Raw genomic sequence first — 15,677 nt, forward strand, 5'->3', positions numbered from 1 at the left:
CCGTCTTTCCCACTGCAAGTGTCGTTCACGGTTGGCGATCGCGCAAATGTGCGCTGAAGGTTTCAGCATCCATAAAGCCCGTGACGCGTGCTTGTGGATGCTCCTGGCCTTGTCCGTCAAAAAAGAGAATTGTCGGTAGGCCAAGGACATTAAGATGCTTTAACAGCGCCACATCTTGTGCGTCGTTAGCAGTGACGTTGGCCTGAAGTAAGACCGTGTCTGCTAACGCTTTTTGCACCTGCGGGTCGCTGAAGGTGTATTTCTCAAACTCTTTACAGGCGACGCACCAGTCGGCATAAAGATCTAACATCACCGGTTTGCCTTTGGCTTCAACGAGCGCCTGATTTAACTCATCTACCGTTTTGATTTGTGTAAAGTTGAGATGCGTCTGAGTTTGCGCGGTATGCGTCGCACCAAATGCCCAATCCTGAAGTGGGCGCACGCTAACCAATGCCGCTGCCAGCAGAATAATTTGCACAATACGCATCCAGCCGCGTTTAGCCTGTAGGCTGGTGATAAAGGCCCAGCCAAAGAATGCGACACCCAGCGCCGACCACAAGCGTAATCCCCATACATCACCAATCACTCGCTCCAGCAGGAAGACCGGCAGTGCGAGGATCACAAAACCAAACGCGGTTTTGACTTGTTCCATCCACGGGCCGCTTTTCGGCAGCAAGCGGTTACCAAAGACGGTAATTAGCATCAGCGGCAGGCCCATGCCCAACGCATAGAGATAAAGCGTGCCGCCGCCCAGCCACATGTTCCCGCTTTGGGCGATATACAGCAGAATCGCGCTAAGCGGTGCGGTGGTGCATGGTGAACAGATCAGTCCGGCAATCGCCCCCATAACAAACACACCGCCAGGTGAGCCGCCCTGTTGGCGATTGCTCATCAACGTGAGACGTGTTTGCAGCGAAGAGGGGAGTTGTAGAGTAAACAAGCCAAACATTGACATCGCCAGCAAGGTAAAGACGATGGCGAGGCCAATGAGCACGTATGGGTGCTGTAGCGCCGCCTGGAACTGTAACCCTGCGGCGGCAACTACCAGACCCAGCGCCGTGTAAGTCAGTGCCATCCCCTGCACATAAATAAAGGTCAGCAACAATGCTCTGGCAGTGGAGAGCCGCTGTTTACCACCCAGCACGATGCCAGAAATCAGTGGGTACATTGGCAGCACGCATGGCGTAAAGGCGATACCAATACCGATCAACAACGCCCAGAGCGCGGAAAAGGGCAATTGCGCGGTGTGCTGCTCTTGCTGCGGAACAGACACAGGCTGTGACGCTGCGTTGTTGGCTACCACTTCGCTTAACGGAACGGTTTTGGTTTCTGGCGGATAACAGAAACCGGCATCAGCACAGCCCTGGTAGGTGACAGTTAACGTCGCTCCCGCACTCGCCTGGTTGATGGTTACGGGAAGCGTCAGCCGATCGCGGTAAATCTCGCTTTTGCCGTAAAACTCATCTTCATGCCAGACGCCTTGCGGCAGCTGCACGTCGGCAATTTTCGCGTGTTCCGGCGTAATGCGGATCTGTTTACGGTAGAGGTAGTAACCGTCTTTGATCTGCCAGGTCAGATTCAGGTCATGTTGGTTTTGCTGAAAATCAAAAGCAAAGGCTTGATCCGCGGGGACAAAATGTGAACGTCCCGGCGCGTCGAATAATCCGGCAAAAACGGAAGTGCTGCAAAGTAGCAGGATCAGCGTAAAGATGCGTTGAGCCATGAGAGGTAATCTGTGTCTCCGTGTGTAACAGGTAAAACCAGAAGTTCCGGGGTTTGATATGGATGATGAGACTTCAGGCATTCCAGCAGTGCCTGCTGGTGAGATACGGTAGTTTTTAAAATCATCTGCACTTCGTATTCTTGCTCCAGCTTACCTTCCCAGTAATAGAGAGAGGTAGCGCCGGGGATCAAGGTCGCGCAGGCCGCCAGTTTTTCCGCCAGCACTTTGGCGGCTAAATCCTGGGCTGTCGCTTCATCTGGTGCCGTACATAGCACCACGACAGACGCGGTATTCGAACTTTTTTCATCAAGCATAAACACCTCGCAAGAACAGATGGAACCGCAAGAGAGAGGTCACTATACAACGGACGGGGGAAGGATGTTAGTCGGCGGGAAAGAAAGCGGGGCGTGAACGCCCCGCGATTGGTCATTACAGCATGAAGCTACCCAGCACGAAGCCGAAGCAAACGGCCAGGGCAACACCCAGAGTACCCGGGATGAAGAACGGATGGTTGAAGACGAATTTACCGATACGGGTAGTACCCGTGTCATCCATCTGTACCGCAGCAACCAGCGTCGGATAGGTCGGCAGAATGAACAGACCAGACACCGCAGCGAAAGAAGCAACAGCGGTCAGCGGAGAAACGTTCAGTGCCAGAGCCATCGGCATCAGTGCTTTTGCGGTTGCAGCCTGAGAGTACAGCAGAGCAGAAGCAAAGAAGAAGATGACGGCCAGCAGCCACGGATGACCCTGAATCACTTCACCAGCGGTATCTTTGATCCAGTCGATGTTGTTGGAAACGAAAGTATCGCCCAGCCACGCAACACCCAGGATACAAATACAGGCGCTCATACCTGCTTTGAAGGTGCTGGAGTTGAGGATGTTGTCGGTATCGACTTTACAGATAACGGTGGTCAGAGTTGCAACGCTGAGCATGATGATCAGGATTGCGTTGGTGGTGTTCATCAGCGGTTTTTCAACCAGACCCATGCTTGGGCTGTTGATGATTGCATAGATAACCACGCCAACTACGCCCAGCAGGAACAGCCAAACGGACGTTTTTGCACCGGATTTGATTTCAATCTGCTTTTCACCGCGCAGTTCAACCAGGCCCTCTTCCAGACGCTTGCGATAAATCGGATCGTCAGAGAGTTTGGAGTTGAACAGCATAGTGACCAGAAAGGACATCACCAGAACCGCCAGCAGGGTGGACGGGATGACCACGGAGAGCAGATGGAGGTAGCTGATGCCATGACCTTCCATCACGGAAGACATGTAAACCACTGCCGCTGAGATTGGCGATGCGGTGATCGCAATCTGCGCGGATACCACTGCAGTAGACAGCGGACGGCAAGGTTTAACGCCTTGTTCCTTCGCAACTTCAGCGATAACTGGCAGTGTCGCCAGAGAGATGTTGCCAGTACCAGCAAAGATTGTCAGGAAATAGGTCACGATAGGTGCGAGGATCGTGATGTATTTCGGGTTACGGCGCAGCAGCTTTTCTGTCTGATGAACCAGATAGTCCAGACCGCCAGCAACCTGCATGGCAGAAATAGCGGCGATAACCGCCATGATAATGGAAATGACATCGAACGGGATGTTACCGGGTTTAACGCCAATAGCGGCAAGAACCAGCACCCCCAATCCGCCTGCAAAACCAATACCTATTCCCCCCAATCTGGCGCCCAAGAAGATCGCCAGCAAAACTATGATGAGTTCTACAACTAGCATATTAGCCTTCCTTGTTTTTTAACAAGTTGATATTAGATTGTTGTTTTTAAGTTACTGCTCACAAGAAAAAAGGCACGTCATCTGACGTGCCTTCTTTATTTGTACTACCCTGTACGATTACTGTTCGCTTTCATCAGTATAGCGTTTTGCTTTGTAAGCCGGGTGCATCAGATTCTGTACGGAGAAAATATCGTCAAGTTCCGCTTCAGTCAACAGACCGCGTTCCAGAACGACTTCACGTACACTCTTACCGGTTTCGGCACAGATTTTACCCACGATGTCACCGTTGTGGTGACCGATGAACGGGTTCAGGTAAGTAACGATACCGATAGAGTTGTAAACGTAACCTTCGCACACTTCTTTGTTAGCAGTGATGCCGTTAATGCATTTTTCCAGCAGGTTGTAGCAAGCGTTGGTCAGAATGTGAACGGATTCGAACATAGCCTGGCCAATGACCGGCTCCATAACGTTCAACTGCAGCTGACCTGCTTCTGCTGCCATGGTAACAGTGGTGTCGTTACCGATGACTTTGAAGCATACCTGGTTAACCACTTCCGGAACAACCGGGTTTACTTTAGCTGGCATGATGGAAGAGCCCGCCTGCAGTTCCGGCAGGTTGATCTCGTTCAGGCCGGCACGTGGACCAGAAGAGAGCAAGCGCAGGTCGTTACAGATTTTGGACATCTTCACAGCCAGGCGTTTCAGCGCGCCGTGAACCATAACATAAGCGCCGCAGTCAGAGGTCGCTTCGATCAGGTCTTCAGCCGGTACGCATGGGAAGCCAGTGACTTCAGCCAGTTTTTTCACTGCCAGCGGAGAGTACTCTTTCGGCGTGTTCAGACCAGTACCGATTGCTGTTGCGCCAAGGTTAACTTCCAGCAGCAGTTCAGCGGTACGTTGGATATTTTTCACTTCTTCTTTCAGCAGGATGCTGAAAGCGCGGAATTCCTGACCGAGGGTCATCGGTACTGCGTCCTGCAGCTGGGTACGACCCATTTTCAGGATGTCCTGGAATTCGACAGCTTTACGTTCAAAGCCTTCACGCAGTTGGTTAATCGCATCTACCAGCTTAATCAGGGAAGAGTAAACTGCGATACGGAAACCGGTCGGGTAGGCGTCGTTAGTGGACTGACATTTGTTAACATGGTCGTTCGGGTTCAGGTACTGATATTCACCTTTCTGGTGACCCATCAGTTCCAGACCGATATTGGCCAGCACTTCGTTGGTGTTCATGTTTACGGAAGTACCTGCGCCGCCCTGGTAGACGTCTACCGGGAACTGATCCATGCATTTTCCGTTGTTCAGGACTTCATCACATGCGGCAATGATGGCATTCGCTACACTTTTAGGAATGGTTTGCAGCTCTTTGTTTGCCATAGCTGCGGCTTTTTTAACCATTACCATACCGCGAACAAATTCAGGAATATCACTGATTTTGTTGTTGCTGATATAGAAGTTTTCAATCGCTCTCAGAGTGTGAACACCATAGTAGGCATCAGCTGGAACTTCCCTGGTACCCAACAGATCTTCTTCGATACGAATGTTGTTTGACATGTGAACCTTCTTTTTCAAGCTGCCAATGATTTGCTTTAAACACACAGAATATATGTGGTTTCGAATGTTTTTCGACCGACGATTATCCCCTGCATCGACCGAATACCCGAGATCATATGCTGCTTGAGGATTTCTACCGTAATCTGGATCACTTTAAGTGTCGGTTTTTACCCCTTAATTATTAATTTGTGAAATAGATCACCGCTTTGGGATTACTACCAAAAATAGTTGCGCAAACATCTTGAAATTTTGCTAATGACCACAATATAAGCTGAACGCGATTCGCAACCCATTCAGGTAGCCGGGTTTTACCGGCTGCTATTACAGGAGAAACCTTTGCGCTGGTTACCTTTTATTGCCATTTTCCTTTATGTCTATATTGAGATTTCAATCTTTATTCAGGTTGCCCATGTATTGGGGGTATTGCTGACCCTCGTGCTGGTTATATTCACGTCAGTTATCGGGATGTCACTGGTACGTAACCAGGGCTTTAAGAATTTCGTGCTGATGCAGCAAAAAATGGCGGCGGGTGAAAACCCAGCGGCGGAGATGATTAAAAGTGTTTCGCTGATCATTGCCGGTTTGCTGCTTTTATTACCGGGCTTTTTCACCGACTTCCTCGGTCTTCTGCTTTTATTACCGCCGGTGCAAAAGCATCTGACAGTGAAGTTGATGCCGCATTTGCGCTTTTCTCGTATGCCAGGCGGCGGTTTTAGCGCCGGGACCGGTGGCGGTAATACTTTTGATGGTGAGTACCAGCGAAAGGATGATGAGCGCGACCGCCTTGATCATAAAGACGATCGCCAGGATTAATGTCGAAACGCCGGATTATGTGGTTATGCCATTTTCCGGCGTTTTTCGTTTTGGCAGCAACAGCCATAACCCCGCCAGCATGATCAGCGCATAGAGACTTTTCCAGCCGACCATTGCCAGTAACAGAACGCATAACAGCCCGCCAACCACCGCCAGTAGTCGATAACGTCCTTGCAATAATTTACAGCCTGCCAGCATGCATAACAGATAAATCATAATAAAGATGCCATTGGCATAAATAATAAGAGCGTCCAGATTGATCTCTAAAGCATGAATCACCAAAGTGCTCACCACGCAGCAGCCGAGCACCGCATTGAGGGCATTATTCGGGATATGGCGAGAAGAGAGGCGTGCCAGGTAGTGGTCAGGATTATGTTGCGCCTGCGACCAGACCAGGCGGGCGAAGCTCTGTATATAAATGTTGAGACTGGCAAAGCAGGCCAGATAGCCAATTACGCAGGCAATCCATAACGCTCCTACACCGAACAGTTGCACTACAATTTTTGGAAGCGATGCTGCCGCGGCCATTTGTTCACCATAGGCGTCGAAGTGTAAGACGACTACCGTACAGCCCCAGTAGACTAATCCTGCCAGCAGCAGACCAATCATCAAAGCACGAGGAAAATCACGTTCTGGATTTTTAAATTCCGAGGCAAGATGGGCAAATGCTTCCAGACCGACAAAACACCAGAACATCACTGATAACGCAGCAAATAACCCGGTAAGTTCGATATTTCCTGGCGCGGGGAAGGGGATACTCGCAGGTTTGATATCTCCCGCCCACCAGATAGCGACAATCAGTGCGACGATAAGTCCGGCAATAACGGTTTGTAGATTTGCACTGGAACTGGCACCGCGAGTACCGATATACCACACCAACGCCAGCGTACCGAGTTCTGCCAACAACAGTTGCCAGCTATGCCAGCCAAACATCGCCTGGCCGAACCCGGCGGCAATTTGTAGCGCGGCAGGCAAACCCACGGGAATGACCGATAAAAACAGCCAGCCGGTGACTCGCTCAAGCCGCGAACCAAACGCCATACCGACGAAGTGCGCGACGCCGCCTGCACTGGGATAGTGGCGACCCAGAATCGCAAACACAATCGCAATCGGGAACACTAAGATAATCAAAACGGGCCACGCCCACAGGCTGTTATTGCCCGCTACCAGCGCAGCTAACGCAGGAACGGCAAACACGCCAGTGCCTAATAATGACGTCGATAGCAGTCCAATGCCCTGGGCCAGCCCCAGTTCTTGTTTGAGTCCACTCATGGGTTGATATCCGATTGCGCCCAAATTTTGGGCAACTGCGTAGATTTTCGATGGTAGCACAATCAGATTCGCTTATGACGGCGATGAAGAAATTGCGATGAAATGTGAGGTGAATCAGGGTTTTCACCCGATTTTGTGCTGATCAGAATTTTTTTTCTTTTTCCCCCTTGAAGGGGCGAATCCTCATCCCCATTTCTCTGGTCACCAGCCGGGAAACCACGTAAGCTCCGGCGTCACCCATAACAGATACGGACTTTCTCAAAGGAGAGTTATCAATGAATATTCGTCCATTGCATGATCGCGTGATCGTCAAGCGTAAAGAAGTTGAAACTAAATCTGCTGGCGGCATCGTTCTGACCGGCTCTGCAGCGGCTAAATCCACCCGCGGCGAAGTGCTGGCTGTCGGCAATGGCCGTATCCTTGAAAATGGCGAAGTGAAGCCGCTGGATGTGAAAGTTGGCGACATCGTTATTTTCAACGATGGCTACGGTGTGAAATCTGAGAAGATCGACAATGAAGAAGTGTTGATCATGTCCGAAAGCGACATTCTGGCAATTGTTGAAGCGTAATCCTCGCACGACACTGAACATACGAATTTAAGGAATAAAGATAATGGCAGCTAAAGACGTAAAATTCGGTAACGACGCTCGTGTGAAAATGCTGCGCGGCGTAAACGTACTGGCAGATGCAGTGAAAGTTACCCTCGGTCCGAAAGGCCGTAACGTAGTTCTGGATAAATCTTTCGGTGCACCGACCATCACCAAAGATGGTGTTTCCGTTGCTCGTGAAATCGAACTGGAAGACAAGTTCGAAAACATGGGTGCGCAGATGGTGAAAGAAGTTGCCTCTAAAGCGAACGACGCTGCAGGCGACGGTACCACCACTGCAACTGTACTGGCTCAGGCTATCATCACTGAGGGTCTGAAAGCTGTTGCTGCGGGCATGAACCCGATGGACCTGAAACGTGGTATCGACAAAGCCGTTACCGCTGCAGTTGAAGAACTGAAAGCGCTGTCCGTACCGTGCTCTGACTCTAAAGCGATTGCTCAGGTTGGTACCATCTCCGCTAACTCCGACGAAACCGTAGGTAAACTGATCGCTGAAGCGATGGACAAAGTCGGTAAAGAAGGCGTTATCACCGTTGAAGACGGTACCGGTCTGCAGGACGAACTGGACGTGGTTGAAGGTATGCAGTTCGACCGTGGCTACCTGTCTCCTTACTTCATCAACAAGCCGGAAACTGGCGCAGTAGAACTGGAAAGCCCGTTCATCCTGCTGGCTGACAAGAAAATCTCTAACATCCGCGAAATGCTGCCGGTTCTGGAAGCTGTTGCCAAAGCAGGCAAACCGCTGCTGATCATCGCTGAAGATGTTGAAGGCGAAGCGCTGGCAACTCTGGTTGTTAACACCATGCGTGGCATCGTGAAAGTTGCTGCGGTTAAAGCTCCGGGCTTCGGCGATCGTCGTAAAGCTATGCTGCAGGATATCGCAACCCTGACTGGCGGTACCGTAATCTCTGAAGAGATCGGTATGGAGCTGGAAAAAGCAACCCTGGAAGACCTGGGTCAGGCTAAACGTGTTGTGATCAACAAAGACACCACCACTATCATCGATGGCGTGGGTGAAGAAGCTGCAATCCAGGGCCGTGTTGCTCAGATCCGTCAGCAGATTGAAGAAGCAACTTCTGACTACGACCGTGAAAAACTGCAGGAACGCGTAGCGAAACTGGCAGGCGGCGTTGCAGTTATCAAAGTAGGTGCTGCTACCGAAGTTGAAATGAAAGAGAAAAAAGCACGCGTTGAAGACGCCCTGCACGCGACCCGTGCTGCGGTAGAAGAAGGCGTGGTTGCTGGTGGTGGTGTTGCGCTGATCCGCGTAGCGTCTAAACTGGCTGACCTGCGTGGTCAGAACGAAGACCAGAACGTGGGTATCAAAGTTGCACTGCGTGCAATGGAAGCTCCGCTGCGTCAGATCGTCCTGAACTGCGGCGAAGAACCGTCTGTTGTTGCTAACACCGTTAAAGGCGGCGACGGCAACTACGGTTACAACGCAGCAACCGAAGAATACGGCAACATGATCGACATGGGTATCCTGGACCCAACCAAAGTAACCCGTTCTGCTCTGCAGTACGCGGCTTCTGTGGCTGGCTTGATGATCACCACCGAGTGCATGGTTACCGACCTGCCGAAAAATGATGCAGCTGACTTAGGCGCTGCTGGCGGTATGGGCGGCATGGGTGGCATGGGCGGCATGATGTAATTGCCCTGCACCTCGCAGAAATAAACAAACCCCCGGGCAGAAATGTCTGGGGGTTTTTCTTTTGGTCATCTTTCTAGTATAAGATTCAGACACGGACGACGCGAGTGGCGTCCAGCTCATTGATTATGGGGAATAACATGCACGTAAAATACTTAGCAGGGATTGTCGGTGCCGCGCTACTGATGGCGGGTTGTAGCTCCAGCAACGAATTGAGTGCTGCCGGTCAGAGTGTACGCATTGTGGACGAGCAGCCAGGCGCAGAGTGCCAGCTGATTGGTACTGCGACAGGTAAGCAAAGCAACTGGCTTTCCGGGCAACACGGAGAAGAGGGCGGTTCTATGCGCGGCGCAGCAAACGATCTGCGCAACCAGGCGGCTGCAATGGGCGGTAACGTGATTTATGGCATCAGCAGCCCGTCGCAGGGAATGTTGTCCAGTTTTGTCCCGACGGATAGCCAGATTATCGGTCAGGTTTATAAGTGCCCGAACTGATGTGATGGTGACAAACGTATAATTGCCAGAGGCGCTTCGCTTATCAGGCCTACATAAGGCATTGCAACTGATTGAATGCTTGAGAATTTGTAGGCCGGATAAGGCGTTTACGCCGCATCCGGCATGACCAACGATCACGTTATCAGTCATTTCAGGCTGGATGGCTCCAGCCTCGCATTAGCAAAGATGAGATTATTTCGCCTGTGGTGCAGTTTTGCTGGTGGATTGAACACGTAAGTGATGCAGCGCGCGTAAGCATTGATCCTGGGTTAGCGGTTGGGCGTTATTCGCCGCTACGGTGCGAACATAGACCTGACATGGCACACCCGCGAGTTTTTTCAGTCGTGGGCTGAAATCAAGCATTCGGCGAGTGATCGCCTCTATTTCTTTACCCGGCGTTGCTTCACGCGTTTTCACCACTGCGCCGCTAAATTGTTCTTTGCCACTTTCATCTTTAAAGCGGTAAAGCACCGCCAGATAATGGTCGAACAAGTTATGTTTCCATTCCGGTTGGGAATAGGTGTCATATTCCAGATTGCCATTTTCCTGGCAGTCAACGTCATATAACGGCAGGAAATCTAACAGTGAGGTAATACGTAATGCCAGTTCACGCATTTCCGCATTATTAATTGCATGAATGATTGCTCGCGCCAGCATTTCAATCTGCAACTCATTGACGACTAACTCACATTTGCTACCGTCATGTAGCGTTAATACGAAGGTAAGATTTTCGCCTTGATTATCGGTAAGTTCCAGCGTGTTAACCCGACGATTAATATCGGCATTTTTAAGCTCATCAACCAGAATTTCTGGGATGTTTTCTGCCATTTTCTTAATGACTTTATCGCGAGCTTGCTCATACTGAAGGCGTGCAGCAGCATCCAGTTTATGCTTTTGATGCAGACGACTTTCCAGCGCAATCAGCAGGTCGCGCAGTTCCATGACAGACATAAAGAACAACGATTCTTTATTGCGAGGTTCTTTAATTTTCAGCGCCAGTGCAATGAAATTATTACTCTTGCGAATAACACCGGTATTAACACCCTTGATGCTTATGGCCATGTAGGTTCTCCCTAACCATTTCTCAATTAAATAATTAATTTTAATTTATAAGCCAGATAAATGGGCTTGGTAGTAATAGTTGTTAAAATAACATAAATAGCCGTGCTCACTCTATATAAACAGAAAAGAAAGGTTAATTATTGGTGTTAGCTATATAAAAAGTAACAACAGCAATGCATATGAATAATTAAAGGTTATGCAACGTGCAAAGATTAAATTTCTCAGTTTAATGACAGGTTGCTGTACTTGCGTTTGTTGCTCTTGCCGGATGCGGCGTAAACGCCTTATCCGGCCTACAGTTCATTGCAAATCCATTCAATTTCAATGCACGATGTAGGCCTGATAAGCGTAGCGCATCAGGCAATTTTAATGTTTAACTTCCCTGTTTAATCAGTTACTGCTGGCGTAGCTGGAGATCCAGCGGCGTTTTGCTGGGTTCGCCGCCAATTTCTCGCGCCAGTTTCGGCACCAGATATCCCGACACCAATGTCAGCAACTCACGCATAATCTGCCGTGCTTCGTCATCACTCACCATAAAATGCGCCGCGCCCTGTACTTTATCGAGCACATGCAGGTAATACGGCATCACGCCGGCATCGAACAACGCATTACTCAGGTTTGCCAGCGTTTGTGCGTTATCGTTCACATCACGTAACAGAACGCTCTGGTTCAGCAAAGTAACGCCTACCCGGCGCAACTTAGCCATCGCCTGACGGAATGTTTCATCTATCTCATTGGCATGGTTGATGTGATTCACCAGCAAGATTTGCAGCGTAGAATGTGAAAAGCGTTCAACCAGCGCATCTGTGATGCGTGCCGGGATCACAATCGGCAGACGGCTGTGAATCCGCAGACGTTTGATATGCGGGATGGCTTCCAGTTGTGTGAGCAACCAGTCCAGCTCGTGATCTTTCGCCATCAGCGGATCGCCGCCAGAGAAAATCATCTCGTCCAGTTCCGGATGCGCAGCAACATACTCAAGTGCAGTCTGCCAGTTACGCTTGTTGCCCTGATTTTCGGCATAGGGGAAGTGGCGACGGAAGCAATAGCGGCAATTTACCGCGCAGCCGCCTTTGACCAGCAAAAGCGCCCGGTTGTGGTATTTATGCAACAAACCAGGCACTACGCTGTGCTGTTCTTCCAGTGGGTCGGTGGAGAATCCGGACGCGACGACAAACTCATCTTGCGAGGTAAGTACCTGACGCAAAAGAGGATCGTCCGGATTGCCTTTCTCCATGCGATCGATAAATGAGCGGGGCACACGCAGGGCAAACAGCTTTTTGGCGCTGCGTCCGGCCAACAGTTTTTCGTCCGCGTCTATATTCAAAAGACGCAGAAGTTCATCAGGATCGGTCACAACATCGGCAAGTTGCGTTAACCAATCTTCTCTGGATGGGGTATTTAGGGTTACAATATGCGCCATTTTGTGGCTTAGCTACCAATTAACAAATTTCAGAGGGCCTTATGGCAACGTACTATAGCAACGATTTTCGTGCTGGTCTTAAAATCATGTTAGACGGCGAACCTTACGCGGTTGAAGCGAGTGAATTCGTAAAACCGGGTAAAGGCCAGGCATTTGCTCGCGTTAAACTGCGTCGTCTGCTGACCGGTACTCGCGTAGAAAAAACCTTCAAATCTACTGATTCCGCTGAAGGCGCTGATGTTGTCGATATGAACCTGACTTACCTGTACAACGACGGTGAGTTCTGGCACTTCATGAACAACGAAACTTTCGAGCAGCTGTCTGCTGATGCAAAAGCAATTGGCGATAACGCTAAATGGCTGCTGGATCAGGCAGAGTGTATCGTAACTCTGTGGAATGGTCAGCCGATCTCCGTTACTCCGCCGAACTTCGTTGAACTGGAAATCGTTGATACCGATCCGGGCCTGAAAGGTGATACCGCAGGTACTGGCGGCAAACCGGCTACCCTGTCTACTGGCGCTGTGGTTAAGGTTCCGCTGTTCGTACAAATCGGCGAAGTCATCAAAGTGGATACCCGCTCTGGTGAATACGTCTCTCGCGTGAAGTAATGCGGTTGTGGTGCGGCCTGCAGGCTGCACCATCACTTATTCAGGTCAGAGATGATGAAACGCCTTATCGTTCTTGTTTTGCTTGCCAGCACGCTGCTCACGGGCTGTAACACCGCTCGCGGTTTCGGCGAAGACATCAAACATCTCGGCAACTCCATCTCTCGCGCTGCCAGCTAATTTTTCTTCTCTTCCGAAAAATCATCAGATTTCCGTCATTTTTGGCGATGTTGTCTATTATTAATTTGCTATAGGCAAACATAAATAACATTACCTAAAAGGAAGACGTTATGGTGAAGAAGACAATTGCAGCGATCTTTTCTGTTCTGGTGCTTTCAACAGTATTAACTGCCTGCAACACCACGCGTGGCGTTGGTGAAGACATTTCTGATGGCGGTAACGCGATTTCTGGCGCAGCAACGAAAGCGCAGCAATAGCAATAAGCAATAACGGTACGACAGCTGTGTCGTGCCGTTTGTTTTTTCTGCGATAGTCACTAAGGTAATAGTTGAAATTCCCCTGCCACCTGGCAAAATATCCGTTCAACCATCAGCTTTGCAGGACGACCTGCAAACGCGTCTTTTCACCGGGGACGGCCCCAATTCTCCGGAGCCTGATATGTCCTGGATTATCTTAGTTATTGCTGGTCTGCTGGAAGTGGTATGGGCCGTTGGCCTGAAATATACCCACGGCTTTAGTCGTTTGACGCCGAGTGTTATTACCGTGACGGCGATGATTGTCAGTATGGCGCTTCTTGCCTGGGCGATGAAATCGTTACCAGTAGGGACGGCTTATGCCGTGTGGACGGGTATTGGCGCAGTCGGCGCGGCTATCACCGGCATTGTACTGCTCGGTGAGTCCGCTAACCCGATGCGCCTGGCGAGTCTGGCGTTAATCGTATTGGGGATTATTGGTCTGAAACTCAGCACTCACTAACTACCGGGCTGCTGTACCCAAATAAACTTACTGACATCAAACCCTTCCCGGGTCGCGACTGCCAGCATCTCCTGTTTCACTTCGTCAGAAATGGTTGGCGTGCGGGAGAGTATCCACAGGTAGTCGCGGTCCGGGCCGCAAACCAGCGCATGGCGGTATTCCCGATCAAGTGCAATGACGTTATAACCGCCATAGAAAGGACCAAAGAATGACACTTTCAGCGCAGCGCGTGTTGGTGCGCCGGTAAAGTACGCTTTCCCTTCACTCTGCTGCCACATTTCTCTGTCAGGGTTATAGCCTTTATTGATGACATTCAGGCCGCCGTCATCACGCAGACTGTATGTTGCGGTGACTTTTTCCAGTCCACGTTCAAAACGGTGATCAAAACGGGCAATCTCATACCAGGTACCGAGATAGCGTTTAGCGTCGAAATTATTCACTACTGTCACGCCACGCGGCGGCGTAGGAGAACTGCAGGCAACGACCAGAAATGCAGCTGTCGCTGCGGCAACGAGAGGGAGCAGGCGCATAAATGTTTCCTTACTGGTTTTTTTCTAAGTGTAGATGACAGCAAGGAAAAGCGCAGAAAAGGTCCGAAAATTCGGACCCGATGAAATTTTACTGTAGAGCGTTGAGAATCTGCCAGGCGGCGGTGACTCTCGCTGGATTGGGATAGTTTTTGTTAGCCAGCATCACTATACCCAGCTCTTTTTCTGGAATAAACGCGACATAGCTACCAAATCCGCCGGTTGCCCCTGTTTTATGTACCCATGATGCGCGTACTGCAGGAGTTGGGGGCGTAATCGCTTTTACGGGGCGTGCTGCCAGTGCAATTTTATTGCCACTGCCGTTAATGATGCTGTCAGGATTTACCGGCCAGTCCAGCATTTCCCAGCCCAGGCCCTGATACATATCGCCGGTTTGCCAGTAGCGAGATTGTGCCAGTTGTATCCCTTGCTGAAGTGTTTTGTCGTTGATATCACGGGGATTCATATTGCTTCGTATCCAGCAGGCCATATCTTCAATGGTCGACTTCACACCATAAGTTTCAGCATCTAACGCCCCTGGCGAAACATGAACTGCCTTGCCTTCGCGATATCCCCAGGCGTAATTCTTTTCTTCTGCGGGCGGTACATTAATCCACGTATGGTTGAGTTTGAGTGGCTGGAAGACACGTGTTTGCATCGCCTGCTCAAAACTCAAACCAGACGGCTTCACAGCCAGTGCGCCGAACAAACCGATACTGGAGTTGGCATACAGACGTTGTGTTCCTGGAGCCCATGCAGGCTGCCAGTTTTGATAGAAGCGCAGCAAGTCGCTTGAGGATTTCACCTCATCCGGCACCTGCAATGGCAGGCCGCCAGCGGTGTAGGTTGCGAGATGTAATAGTGTGATCCCGTTCCACTGTTTAGCGGTAAGTTCAGGCCAGTATTTTGTTGCGGGATCGCTTAACTTGATTTCCCCTCGAGCAATAGCGTCGCCACCAAGCACGCCCGTAAATGTTTTGCTGACCGAACCTAACTCAAACAACGTTTGCTGTGTGACGGGCTGCTTTTTGGCGATGTCCGCATAGCCCCAGGTAAAGTAATAAGGTTTACCCTGATAAATTACCGCCACCGCCATACCGGGGATCTTTTGTTGCTCTATAAGCGGGGTAATTGTGCGATGCACAATATCGTTGATTTTTTGGGGGGCAGCAAATGTGGAGCAAGAGGCGGTAATTAATAAGGCGCAGAGCGTCGTTTTGAACATAGGGTCTGGTTTCCATACAAAACGGCCCGCCATAGGCGGGCCGGATTTACATTGGC

Annotated in this window: 17 protein-coding genes; 8 read left to right on the forward strand and 9 right to left on the reverse strand. The window is 50.3% G+C overall.

What is annotated here, in order from left to right; all coding sequences use genetic code 11:
• Positions 1-25 precede the first annotated feature (25 nt).
• The 4 genes from dsbD to aspA all read right to left on the reverse strand — a co-directional run bounded on the left by dsbD (position 26) and on the right by aspA (position 5,008).
• Positions 26-1,723 carry a protein-disulfide reductase DsbD gene (gene dsbD / locus RTW80_RS08465; protein ID WP_000068902.1) on the reverse strand — a complete coding sequence of 566 codons (1,698 nt, stop codon included), beginning with the start codon at positions 1,721-1,723 and terminating at the stop codon, positions 26-28.
• The gene (gene cutA, locus RTW80_RS08470; RefSeq protein ID WP_000883400.1) at positions 1,699-2,037 is read right to left on the reverse strand and encodes a divalent cation tolerance protein CutA; all 339 of its coding nucleotides are present in this window, start codon (positions 2,035-2,037) and stop codon (positions 1,699-1,701) included. The genes dsbD and cutA overlap by 25 nt, the downstream gene beginning before the upstream one ends.
• A 115-nt stretch (positions 2,038-2,152) precedes the next feature.
• Positions 2,153-3,454 carry an anaerobic C4-dicarboxylate transporter DcuA gene (gene dcuA / locus RTW80_RS08475; RefSeq protein WP_000961959.1) on the reverse strand — a complete coding sequence of 434 codons (1,302 nt, stop codon included), beginning with the start codon at positions 3,452-3,454 and terminating at the stop codon, positions 2,153-2,155.
• 117 nt (positions 3,455-3,571) lie between these two features.
• Entirely contained in the window at positions 3,572-5,008 is a 1,437-nt protein-coding gene (gene aspA, locus RTW80_RS08480; protein ID WP_000069437.1) for an aspartate ammonia-lyase, read from the reverse strand.
• Between the two features lie 336 nt (positions 5,009-5,344).
• On the opposite strand from aspA, the gene RTW80_RS08485 reads away from it, so the two are divergent.
• The gene (locus RTW80_RS08485) at positions 5,345-5,821 is read left to right on the forward strand and encodes an FxsA family protein (RefSeq protein WP_001267448.1); all 477 of its coding nucleotides are present in this window, start codon (positions 5,345-5,347) and stop codon (positions 5,819-5,821) included.
• Positions 5,822-5,836: 15 nt separating this feature from the next.
• On the opposite strand, the gene yjeH is transcribed toward RTW80_RS08485, so the two are convergent.
• Positions 5,837-7,093, reverse strand: a complete 1,257-nt coding sequence (gene yjeH, locus RTW80_RS08490) for an L-methionine/branched-chain amino acid transporter (RefSeq protein WP_000015853.1) — start codon at positions 7,091-7,093, stop codon at positions 5,837-5,839.
• A gap of 275 nt (positions 7,094-7,368) precedes the next feature.
• Here yjeH and RTW80_RS08495 point away from each other — a divergent pair, with 275 nt between their 5' ends.
• From RTW80_RS08495 to RTW80_RS08505, 3 genes are all read left to right on the forward strand, one after another.
• The gene (locus tag RTW80_RS08495; protein ID WP_001026276.1) at positions 7,369-7,662 is read left to right on the forward strand and encodes a co-chaperone GroES; all 294 of its coding nucleotides are present in this window, start codon (positions 7,369-7,371) and stop codon (positions 7,660-7,662) included.
• Positions 7,663-7,705: 43 nt separating this feature from the next.
• Positions 7,706-9,352, forward strand: a complete 1,647-nt coding sequence (gene groL, locus RTW80_RS08500; RefSeq protein ID WP_000729117.1) for a chaperonin GroEL — start codon at positions 7,706-7,708, stop codon at positions 9,350-9,352.
• A 137-nt stretch (positions 9,353-9,489) separates the two neighbouring features.
• Positions 9,490-9,843 (forward strand): DUF4156 domain-containing protein, encoded by a 354-nt coding sequence (locus RTW80_RS08505; RefSeq protein ID WP_000558209.1) that lies wholly within the window; start codon positions 9,490-9,492, stop codon positions 9,841-9,843.
• A 192-nt stretch (positions 9,844-10,035) separates the two neighbouring features.
• On the opposite strand, the gene RTW80_RS08510 is transcribed toward RTW80_RS08505, so the two are convergent.
• Together RTW80_RS08510 and epmB are read right to left on the reverse strand one after the other, a co-directional pair.
• Positions 10,036-10,905: a YjeJ family protein gene (locus RTW80_RS08510; protein WP_001008049.1), complete on the reverse strand. Its 870-nt coding sequence runs from the start codon at positions 10,903-10,905 to the stop codon at positions 10,036-10,038.
• Positions 10,906-11,299: 394 nt separating this feature from the next.
• On the reverse strand, positions 11,300-12,328 hold the full coding sequence (gene epmB, locus RTW80_RS08515) for an EF-P beta-lysylation protein EpmB (protein WP_000940526.1): 1,029 nt from the start codon (positions 12,326-12,328) through the stop codon (positions 11,300-11,302).
• A gap of 41 nt (positions 12,329-12,369) precedes the next feature.
• On the opposite strand from epmB, the gene efp reads away from it, so the two are divergent.
• The 4 genes from efp to sugE all read left to right on the forward strand — a co-directional run bounded on the left by efp (position 12,370) and on the right by sugE (position 13,869).
• Positions 12,370-12,936 (forward strand): elongation factor P, encoded by a 567-nt coding sequence (gene efp / locus RTW80_RS08520; RefSeq protein WP_000257278.1) that lies wholly within the window; start codon positions 12,370-12,372, stop codon positions 12,934-12,936.
• A 51-nt stretch (positions 12,937-12,987) separates the two neighbouring features.
• A complete protein-coding gene (ecnA, locus tag RTW80_RS08525; protein WP_000977757.1) occupies positions 12,988-13,113 on the forward strand; it encodes a lipoprotein antitoxin entericidin A in 126 nt (41 codons plus the stop codon).
• A 110-nt stretch (positions 13,114-13,223) separates the two neighbouring features.
• Complete coding sequence (ecnB, locus tag RTW80_RS08530; RefSeq protein WP_000239596.1) at positions 13,224-13,370, forward strand: lipoprotein toxin entericidin B; 147 nt, start codon at positions 13,224-13,226, stop codon at positions 13,368-13,370.
• 181 nt (positions 13,371-13,551) lie between these two features.
• The gene (sugE, locus tag RTW80_RS08535; RefSeq protein WP_000118482.1) at positions 13,552-13,869 is read left to right on the forward strand and encodes a quaternary ammonium compound efflux SMR transporter SugE; all 318 of its coding nucleotides are present in this window, start codon (positions 13,552-13,554) and stop codon (positions 13,867-13,869) included.
• Here the strand turns inward: sugE and blc are convergent.
• Positions 13,866-14,399: a lipocalin Blc gene (gene blc, locus RTW80_RS08540; protein ID WP_001238369.1), complete on the reverse strand. Its 534-nt coding sequence runs from the start codon at positions 14,397-14,399 to the stop codon at positions 13,866-13,868. The genes sugE and blc overlap by 4 nt on opposite strands.
• 88 nt (positions 14,400-14,487) lie before the next feature.
• A complete protein-coding gene (locus tag RTW80_RS08545) occupies positions 14,488-15,621 on the reverse strand; it encodes a BlaEC family class C beta-lactamase (RefSeq protein ID WP_001339114.1) in 1,134 nt (377 codons plus the stop codon).
• Positions 15,622-15,677 lie beyond the last annotated feature (56 nt).

It is taken from the genome of Escherichia sp. AM3 (genome assembly GCF_032029835.1).
Taxonomy (GTDB): domain Bacteria; phylum Pseudomonadota; class Gammaproteobacteria; order Enterobacterales; family Enterobacteriaceae; genus Escherichia; species Escherichia coli.